Here is a 9,340-nt window from a genome sequence, read left to right as displayed (position 1 = left end):
GGCCCCGCCGTTGGTACTCCCTTTGAGCGAGGGGTTAGGCCACACGTTTCTGATGCCAGCGAACCACGATAACGAGTATGCCCAGTACTCCGGTGGCAAGGGCCATGAGACCGCCCCATGGGTTGACTGCTGCGTTGTGGAACTCAATGTCCTGCTCGAGCGACTTCAACTGGCGTGAGTCAACTTTGATTCCATACACAGGAACAGGCTGTAATCCGGCAGCGGCTTGCTTTTGCACGAAGAACTGAAGTGTGGTTTGGCCAACTACCCACGTCTTGGCATCCTCGCGTGTGGGGGGAAATGTAGACGCGAATCTGGTAGCTTTGTCCTCAAGCGCAAATACTATCGATGTGGCTCGGCGAGGACTTTCGTCCTTCACCTCTCGCAGAACACCACTGACGGCTTGATATGACTGGCGGTCCGCGGGTAGGCGTTCAAGGGGGAACACCAGCATGAGCGTACCGAGAGTACCCAACGTCAGCGAAAGAATGATGACGAAGACGAAATCGGCTGTTGTCTCAAGGCGATACACGGGATGGTCGATTGCGTGGCCTAACGTTCGCGCTCAACGAGCGGCGAAGCCGTCCGCTGCAGCAATGGGCTAAGCGCCTCAGTCACTGCTACACCTGACTTCCTGTTGTGTGCGATAGGCCATGCTGAAGAACGGCAAAAGACGCGCGACAGTGTTTGCCAATGGCTTGTTCGCAAGACCACCGTTTGACGAGAGGAGGTCGATGAGCTCGTGAACTAGCGCGCCTGCGTGTGACGACGATATGCGCGGCCCGCTGTAGAACGCGTTCCAAACGGATATGAGTTCGGGATAGCGGGACTCATCTTCTTGTGCCAACGAGAAGAGGAACTCTTCGTGGTGGCCGATGCTCTCGTTCCTGTTACCAGAATACATATCGAATGCCATTTACGCTCCTAATTGCGCCGATGCATAACGTCAGCGCTCAGCGGGCGGCGTAGCCGTCCGCTGCAGCAAAAAGTTGTGCCACGACGCCGCCAACTCGGAAACGGTCGGCATTTACTCACGAGGAAGCTCGCGAATCTCGACTGTACCGCCGGCTTCAAACAGAGGATTGCCGGTCAAGAACTGCCTCGCATCCTCGGCACTTTCGGCACGGACGCGAATGAACCCCGTCAGTTCACTGGACGAAATCGTGACAGTGCCCAACTTGCTCACGCGAATACCAGAGCCAATCGAACTGCCACCATCGAAGCGACCGCTCTGGCGCAAGGCGTTGATGTAGCGCCTCCACAGTTCCTGGTTTTCGGCCATGTCCGCGTCAGCGGGATCGTTCACCATGAAGAGGATGTAGTCATTCATAACGAAAGGTGTTCATCGTAAAAGAGGCTCGCATTCCGACTACCGGGCTGCTCCCGAGCGATGGACTTGGCCTCTCGCTGCACAACGTTCGAGCCAACCGGCGCACGACGGCAGGACGCCGATAGGCCAGAATGAAGTGAGGTCCAGCGGAGGCGTGCCGTTGCGCGTCCGGTTGAGTGACTGGTCAAGCCGCATCTGGCTGATCCTTTGGATCTCTGGAATAGATTTGGAAGTATGCGGACACCGGGACTTTCGCCTTCGGCCACACGCACGATTGGAACCAAACCTTTGCCGCCTGACCAGGCGCCAAATCGCTTACTGTCCCGTCGCCGCCAAATGCAGTGTAGATCTCTGAATCTTTTGGCAGCCGAACTCGCACGAGCCGGCCAGTCCTATCCTGTCGAACCAGCACATCGTTCCCCATGACTTTCGAAATTCGACCAGTCAAGTTGGGATGACTCGGGCGCTCCTCGCCGTCGTCCGGGACGGGTAGTCGGCAGTCTGCGCAAACAGGCCCAGAAAGCAAGAATGCCAGCAGGCCAACCGATAGTAGACGAGCAACCTTGGTCATTTGCGGCTTAACGTCGGAGATGACCGGCGGCCAACAGGCGGGCGAAGCCCGCCGATAGGACGTCCGTGTCGATCGACTTGTTCTGCCGCACTTGCCGCAGCAACAGCCGTGCACGTTTTGCCGTGCCGATCACCAGCCAATCTCCGCGTCCGTCACCTCATGACCTTCGGCTACTACAGGAAGTTCCGCAGCAGTTGCGGCCTCGGCAAGTTCGACATGCGACCGCAGAAACCTCTCTGTGCCGCGTCTCCGACTGAATGAGGCAGAGAGGTGGTCTCCCCAGCGCTGTGCGTCTGACGGAGTGTTCGCCTCAATCACAAGGCACGCTGGCCATTCGTAGTCCTCATCCTCCGCCTGCGCCAACTCGTCGCGGAACCACGCGGTGTAGAGGTAACGCACCGAGCTAGATTGCGGCATAACGTTGAAGGTCACCGGCACGCAACACGCGCCGCGAAGCGGAAACCTGATGTTGTGTGTCCGCGTGGGCCGACTTGTTATGCGTCATTGGTGAGGCGCTCCAACAATGCTTCCGCAAGCTTCCGTGGTCCGCGACGATGCTCATTTGAACTCGCGCTTTCCTCGCACGCATCGAAAAAGAGCTGACCAACAGAGTCGACGACAGGAAGACCGAGGTGCTCGCGCAGGTCAACGCATGCGGATGCACTTTCAAAAAAGGCCTCCGCTTCCTCATCAAGAATGTGGGCAGGTAATCCATGCGGGTTGAATTTTGAATTCGTAAACAAAGGTGACCCAAATCTCACGACGGACGGCAGAACTTCGAGCAAGGACAGACGGAGAGTCCTTTCCGACCCGGCCAGCATCGCTTCACCTTCTGAGCGCCGGTCACGTTTCATGACGGATAAAGTTCACGGTAAGCGGACCAGCCAGCGCAGCTGGTGCAGGTCCGCTTGACCAAAGGGTTAAACCGCACGGTCCACCGCCGCCGAAAGTCTCTGCGCAAAGTTCTCTCCGCACAGCCGATCAACTGCTGCAATCGCAGCTTCAGCTTCCGACGCGCTGAACCGCCTTCCTTCAAGCACGGCAAGCGCCTGGTTGTGCAACGCATAAGCCAAGTGTGCGGCTGCGCGAACGGAAGGATCGGCTGTTGCTTCGCTGCCGAGGTGGCCAGCCAACAGCAAGCGCAATTCATAAACGGCGAACGCCAAGATCTTGTTCTCGTCGAGCATTGAAGACATGGCAAGCAGTGCGGTTCAACGTGATGTATCCCGCAAACCTTGCGAAAAACACTGGACCTGGCGAAATATTCTGGACACGGATTCCCCTTGGAATTGGCTCGCAGCTTGGGATTTTGGCCGATGCGCTGCGCAAAAACACAGTTATAAAATTTCTATGAAACCCGGCACGCCTGTCTTGCGCTCAGCTCGCCTTTTGGATCAGGTTCGAGAGCGCATTCGTTACCTTCACTATAGCCTCAGCACCGAAAAGGCTTACCTGCATTGGGTACGTTTTTTCATACGCTGGCACGGGCTTGGCGGGGTCATGCGGCACCAGCGCGACATGGGGGCGGCTGAGGTGGAAGCGTTCCTCAAGATGTTGGCGACAGAACGGCACGTTTCTGCCTCTACCCACAACTAAGCGCTCAGCGCCGTCCTTTTTCTCTATCGTGAAGTGGTTGGGCGTCGATTTGCCCTGGCTGGAGGGCGTAAACCGCCCCGCCCAGAAGCGGCGCATTCCCAGTGTTTTGACGCGGGATGAGGTTGCTGCCTTGTTTCAGTTTCTGGATGCAGACATGGGGCTGCTGGCACAACTGTTGTATGGCACAGGCATGCGGCTGATGGAGGGCCTGCGCCTGCGCATCAAGGATGTGGACTTTGATCGCCAAGTGATTATTGTCCGGGAGGCCAAGGGCAGTAAGAACCTGTTCAAAGGATCGCATGGTGATGTTGCCGCGCACCCTGGCGCCCACGCTGCGCGCGCAGCTGCTACGCGCGCGAGGCGTGTGGGAACAGGACCGGCAAGTGCAGCGAGGTGGGGGGCAAACGCCGCATGCGCTGGAGCAAAAGTACCCCCAGGTGGGACGCACATGGGGTTGGTTCTGGCTGCTTCCCTCAGCCACTTTGCCCGTGGACCCAAGCTCGGGCGCAGAGCGGCGCCATCACCTGTTTGAGGAACGGCTGCAACGTGCCATCAAGAAGGCCGTGGCGCAAGCAGGTATTTGCAAGCCCGTGTCGGTGAACACCTTGCGCCACAGCTTTGCCACCCATCTCCTGCAATCTGGCACCGACATCCGCACCGTGCAGGAGCTGCTTGGCCACAGCGATGTGTCCACCACCATGATCTACACCCATGTTCTGAAGGTGGCGGCCGGTGGCACGGCCAGCCCGCTGGATTCGATGGCGCACGGAAGTTGAGACGCTGCGTTGGTCGCTGAGAGCGAAGATTTTTAGTCAAATCAGGCTCTACCGCTTATCCATAAAGCGCTAACAGCTATTAATAGGTGAGCAATTACTACATCTATCCGATCTGGCCCAACACCGTTGGCACATTCGCCACCAGCATCGCCACCCCCCACAACGTCAGCATCCCCCGCACAATCTGCCGGAACCGCGCGTCGCTGCTGCCTTGGCACAGATTTGCTCCCATAAGCGCCGGCACCAGCAAGGCGGATACCACAGCTGTCAACTGCTTGGTCAGCGCCCGCCACCGAGCACGCGCCCTGCACGGCGGCTTACCGTAAAAATATGATTCAAATTGGCCTCTAGCGCTTATGCAGTAAGCGCTAGGAGCTATCAATTTTGATTTATTCAACACTGTCATCACCCCACCGGGTGAGCCATGCTGGTTTACACGTCAATGGCCACTGACGACCCGGCTTGCTTGCGCAGCTCGAACTTCTGGATCTTGCCGGTGCTGGTCTTGGGCAGTTCGCCAAACACCACGGCGCGGGGCACCTTGAAGCCCGCCAGGTGCTTTTTGCAGTGGGCCACGATGTCTTCCGGCGTGGTCTGCGCACCGGCCTTCAGCTCGACAAACGCACACGGCGTCTCGCCCCACTTGGCGTCGGGCTTGGCCACCACGGCGGCGGCCAGCACGTCGGGGTGGCGGTAGAGCACGTCTTCGACCTCGATGGAGGAGATGTTCTCGCCGCCCGAGATGATGATGTCCTTGCTGCGGTCCTTGATCTTGATGTAGCCGTCAGGGTATTGCACGGCCAGGTCGCCGCTGTGGAACCAGCCACCGGCAAAGGCTTCTTCGGTGGCTTTGGGGTTCTTCAGGTAGCCCTTCATGGCGATGTTGCCCTTGAACATGATCTCACCCATGGTTTCGCCGTCCTGCGGCACGGGCAGCATGGTCTCCGGGTCCAGCACGCGCACGTCGCGCTCCAGGTGGTAGCGCACGCCCTGGCGGGCGTTGAGGCGGGCGCGTTCGCCGATGTCGAGGGCATCCCACGCCTCGTGCTTGGCGCACACGGTGGCGGGGCCGTACACCTCGGTCAGGCCGTACACGTGGGTCAAATCGAAGCCCATCTTTTCCATGCCTTCGATCATCGAGGCCGGGGGCGCTGCGCCTGCCACCATGGCCTTGACGCCTGCTGGGATGCCCGCCTTCATCGCCTCAGGCGCGTTGACCAGCAGGCCGTGCACGATGGGCGCGCCGCAGTAGTGGGTGACGCCGTGGGTGCGGATGGCATCGAAGATGGCTTGCGCGTCCACGCGGCGCAGGCACACGTTGACGGCTGCGCGGGCTGCCACCGTCCACGGAAAACACCAGCCGTTGCAGTGGAACATGGGCAGCGTCCACAGGTAGACGGCGTGTTTGGGCATGTCCCACTCCAGCACGTTGCTGATGGCGTTGCTGGCCGCGCCGCGGTGGTGGTAGACCACGCCTTTGGGGTTGCCGGTGGTGCCGCTGGTGTAGTTGAGCGCTATGGCGTCCCACTCGTCGCCAGGCAGGCTCCACCCAAACTGCGCATCGCCGCCCGCCACAAACGCGTCGTAGGTGGTGCCGCCCAGCCGCTGGCTGGCGGGGCCGTACAAGGCGTCTTCCACCTCGATGACCAGCAGCGGCGCAGCGTTTTGGCGCAGAGCCAGCGCCTTGGCCATGACGGGGGTGAACTCGGGGTCGACGATGACGGCCTTGGCCTCGCCATGGTCGAGCATGAAGGCCACGGTTTCCGGGTCGAGCCGGGTGTTGATGGCGTTGAGCACGGCGCCCGCCATGGGTACGCCAAAGTGCGCCTCCACCATCGGTGGGGTGTTGGGCAGCATCACGGCCACGGTGTCGTTTTTGCCGATGCCTGCTTGCTGCAAGGCGCTGGCCAGTTGGCGGCAGCGGGCGTAGGTCTGGCCCCAGGTCTGGCGCAGGTCGCCGTGCACGATGGCCAGGCGGTGGGGGTAGACCTCGGCCGTGCGCTCGATGAAGAACAGGGGCGACAGCTGGGCAAAGTTGGCCTCGGTGCGGGGCAGGTGCTGGTCGAAGATGGAGGTCATGGGCGCTTCAGATGAGAAGGTAAACGGGGCGCTGGGGCGGCACAAGCCCTGCAGCGGCGGCTGCAATGGGTACGGTACACCGCCAGGCGGGCGCTGACCATCAGCATATGCGCATCTTGCACCTGAGCCGGCCCAGGCGTAGCAGCGCGGGGTTGGGGCGCAGGATCGGCCTTGTGATCAGGTGCCCGGCGGTTTACGCGGACAATACGCCGCGTGACGATCCCTCAGTCTTTCATTCAGGAACTGCTTGCCCGCGTTGACGTGGTCGACATCGTGGGCCGCTATGTGCAGCTGAAAAAAGGCGGGGCCAATTTCATGGGGCTGTGCCCTTTTCATGGCGAAAAGTCACCGTCTTTCAGCGTGAGCCCCGCCAAACAGTTCTATCACTGCTTTGGGTGCGGCAAAAACGGCAATGCCATCAGCTTCCTCATGGAGCACGCGGGCATGGGCTTTGTTGAGGCCGTGCAGGACCTGGCCCAGAGCGTGGGCCTGCAGGTGCCGGACGACGACGTATCGCCCCAGGACAAGGAACGCGCCGCCGCCGCCCGCCAAAAGCAGGCAACCCTGACCGATGTGCTGGAAAAAGCGGGCGACGCCTACCGCCGCCAATTGCGCGAGTCGCAGCGTGCCATTGCGTACTTCAAGGGCCGGGGGGTGTCAGGCACCGTGGCAAAACGCTATGGGCTGGGCTACGCCCCTGAGGGCTGGCGCAGCCTGGCCAGCGTGTTCCCCAGTTATGACGACCCGTTGCTGGAAGAGAGCGGACTGGTCATCGTCAACGACGAGGACGGTGGCAAACGCTATGACCGGTTTCGCGACCGGGTGATGTTCCCCATCCGCAACGTCAAGGGCGAGTGCATTGGGTTTGGCGGGCGTGTGCTGGGGGACGACAAGCCCAAGTACCTCAATTCACCAGAAACACCGGTGTTTCACAAGGGCCGTGAGCTGTATGGCCTGTTTGAAGCCCGCACGGCCATCCGCGAAGCAGGCTACGCATTGGTCACCGAGGGCTATATGGACGTGGTGGCGCTGGCGCAGCTGGGCTTCCCCAACGCGGTGGCCACACTGGGCACGGCCTGCACGCCCGAACATGTGCAAAAGCTGCTGCGCTTTACCGAATCGGTAGTGTTCAGCTTTGACGGTGACTCTGCCGGGCGGCGCGCGGCACGCAAGGCGCTGGACGGCGCCCTGCCCCACGCCACGGACACGCGCAGCATCAAGTTCTTGTTTCTGCCCGCCGAGCACGACCCGGACAGTTTCATCCGCGAACACGGCACCGATGCCTTTGCACGGCGGGTGACCGAGGCCGTGCCGCTGAGCCGGTTTCTGGTTGAAGCCGCCAGCGATGGCTGCGACCTGGCCACCGCAGAAGGCCGCGCCCACATGGCCAGCAATGCCAGGCCGCTGTGGACGGCTCTGCCCGACGGCGTGCTCAAGCGCCAGGTGCTGGGCGAGCTGGCGGACCTGACCCAACTCAAGGCCCAGGACCTGGCGGACCTGTGGGGCCAGACGACGGCGCGCGAGGCGCCCCGGTCCGCACACTCCGGCTACACCGGCGCTGGCAGTGCGCCAGCCCGCCAGGCACCCGCAGCCTACGATAATCAGGAGCCGCCTTCGTGGGACTCCCCGCCCGACGCGGGCGGTTGGCCGTCCCACGCGGAGAACTCCGGGGGATACGACGGCGGCTATGGGAGCGGTGGCGGGCAAAGCAACGGCCATAGCAGCGGCTATGGCAACAAGCCCGCGTTCCGCAAAGGCGGTGACTGGAAGAGCAACTGGAAGAAACGGGACAAGGATTCCCCCTGGCCGCCCCAGCCCCGCCTGCCGCGCACGCCCACCGCAAGCCGCACAGACCACGCCGCGCGGCTGCTGCTGTCGCACATGGCGTTTCTGGAAGAGCTGACCCACGAAGACCACGCCACCCTGTGTGCGCTGCCTGCGCCCCACGGCCCGCTTTTTGGCTGGCTGGAGGTGCAGTTTCATGAGCACGGCCCCCTGGCCTGGGCCGTGCTGCGCGAAAGCCTGCGCGAGCACGAGTGCGAGGCGCTGGCCTTGAAGGTGATGACGGGTTCGCACGCCCAGACCGAGGGCGATCTGCAGGAGCTGCGCATGGAACTGCGCGACCTGCTCAACCGCATGCAGATCGAAGACATCGAGGAACAGCAAAAACTGCTGATGCTGCAAGCCGCCACAGACCCCACCGCGCTGGAGCGCTACCGCGAGCTGGAGCAAAAACGCAGGGTTTTGCTGGGAGTGGCAGCGAAGGCGGCTTGAAATTGCGCCAGACGGTATAATGTAGGGTTAGTTATCGGCAAGAGCGACAGCAGCACCTCCGAGCCGGGCCACCGTGACAAACGCGCACCTATGCGCTGATGGGCCCACTTATCGCAAGGACTGCACACCAAATGATCGCCCAGACATCTTGCCTCTGAGGGCCTCCCCTCGAAGCGCAAAGCAGTTGTAGCTTTGCGTTGCCACCCGCGCCGGGACCTGAGGCGCTTGCGTTTTCTTTGTGTCCGTTTTTGATCCTGAGGTTGTCCATGCCCGCTCAAAAGTCCGCGAAGCCATCCAAGTCTGCTCCAGGGTCCGCCGCAAAGGCTGTCTCCAAAACCGCTGCCAAAGCCCCGGCCAAGGTTGCCCCTAAAAAGGCTGCCGCCGCGCCCGCCCCGGTTGCCAAGAAAGTGAAAACTGTGCCCGTGAAAAGTTCTGCCGAGCTGACCAAAGCTGCCGATGAATTGCTGAAGAAGAAGCCCGCCGCCAAGGCGGTGGTGTCTGACGACGACGAAACCCCAAAAAAGCGCCCAGGCCGCCCCGCCAAAGCCGCCGGTGCCGCCGAAGCCAAGGCCCCCGCCAAACGTGGCCGCAAGCCAAAGGCGGGTGCCGGCGACGAAGGCGGTGACGACACCGACCTGTCCGACATCGAAGCCGACCTGGAAGGTGAAGTCGAAGAGACCACCACCGAAACGGCAGCCACGGTCGAGAAGGTCA

Annotated in this window: 7 protein-coding genes and 2 pseudogenes; 3 read left to right on the top strand and 6 right to left on the bottom strand. The window is 61.5% G+C overall.

Annotated features, from left to right (window positions below; all coding sequences use genetic code 11):
• Positions 1-34: 34 nt before the first annotated feature.
• The 5 genes from ACK4OE_RS23990 to ACK4OE_RS23970 all read right to left on the bottom strand — a co-directional run bounded on the left by ACK4OE_RS23990 (position 35) and on the right by ACK4OE_RS23970 (position 3,097).
• A complete protein-coding gene (locus ACK4OE_RS23990; RefSeq protein WP_409888816.1) occupies positions 35-532 on the bottom strand; it encodes a hypothetical protein in 498 nt (165 codons plus the stop codon).
• A 78-nt stretch (positions 533-610) separates the two neighbouring features.
• Positions 611-916: a hypothetical protein gene (locus tag ACK4OE_RS23985; RefSeq protein WP_409888814.1), complete on the bottom strand. Its 306-nt coding sequence runs from the start codon at positions 914-916 to the stop codon at positions 611-613.
• Between the two features lie 111 nt (positions 917-1,027).
• Positions 1,028-1,330, bottom strand: coding sequence for a hypothetical protein (locus tag ACK4OE_RS23980; protein WP_409888812.1), 303 nt, complete (start codon positions 1,328-1,330; stop codon positions 1,028-1,030).
• A 1,065-nt stretch (positions 1,331-2,395) separates the two neighbouring features.
• Positions 2,396-2,755 carry a hypothetical protein gene (locus ACK4OE_RS23975; protein ID WP_409888810.1) on the bottom strand — a complete coding sequence of 120 codons (360 nt, stop codon included), beginning with the start codon at positions 2,753-2,755 and terminating at the stop codon, positions 2,396-2,398.
• Positions 2,756-2,821: 66 nt separating this feature from the next.
• Positions 2,822-3,097, bottom strand: coding sequence for a hypothetical protein (locus ACK4OE_RS23970; RefSeq protein ID WP_409888808.1), 276 nt, complete (start codon positions 3,095-3,097; stop codon positions 2,822-2,824).
• Positions 3,098-3,251: 154 nt separating this feature from the next.
• Here ACK4OE_RS23970 and ACK4OE_RS23965 point away from each other — a divergent pair.
• Positions 3,252-4,273, top strand: a pseudogene (locus ACK4OE_RS23965) (integron integrase).
• A gap of 432 nt (positions 4,274-4,705) precedes the next feature.
• Here the strand turns inward: ACK4OE_RS23965 and ACK4OE_RS23960 are convergent.
• Positions 4,706-6,352 carry an acyl-CoA synthetase gene (locus ACK4OE_RS23960; protein WP_409888806.1) on the bottom strand — a complete coding sequence of 549 codons (1,647 nt, stop codon included), beginning with the start codon at positions 6,350-6,352 and terminating at the stop codon, positions 4,706-4,708.
• Between the two features lie 213 nt (positions 6,353-6,565).
• On the opposite strand from ACK4OE_RS23960, the gene dnaG reads away from it, so the two are divergent.
• Both dnaG and ACK4OE_RS23950 read left to right on the top strand, forming a co-directional pair.
• Positions 6,566-8,626: a DNA primase gene (gene dnaG / locus ACK4OE_RS23955; protein ID WP_409888804.1), complete on the top strand. Its 2,061-nt coding sequence runs from the start codon at positions 6,566-6,568 to the stop codon at positions 8,624-8,626.
• 422 nt (positions 8,627-9,048) lie between these two features.
• Positions 9,049-9,340, top strand: a pseudogene (locus ACK4OE_RS23950) (RNA polymerase sigma factor RpoD); the annotation flags it as partial.

The sequence above is a fragment of the Acidovorax sp. genome (assembly GCF_046314175.1).
In the GTDB taxonomy this organism is placed as follows: Bacteria; Pseudomonadota; Gammaproteobacteria; order Burkholderiales; family Burkholderiaceae_C; genus Acidovorax.
Note: the sequence above shows the minus strand (reverse complement) of the source record. Positions and strands in the feature narration are given on the sequence as shown.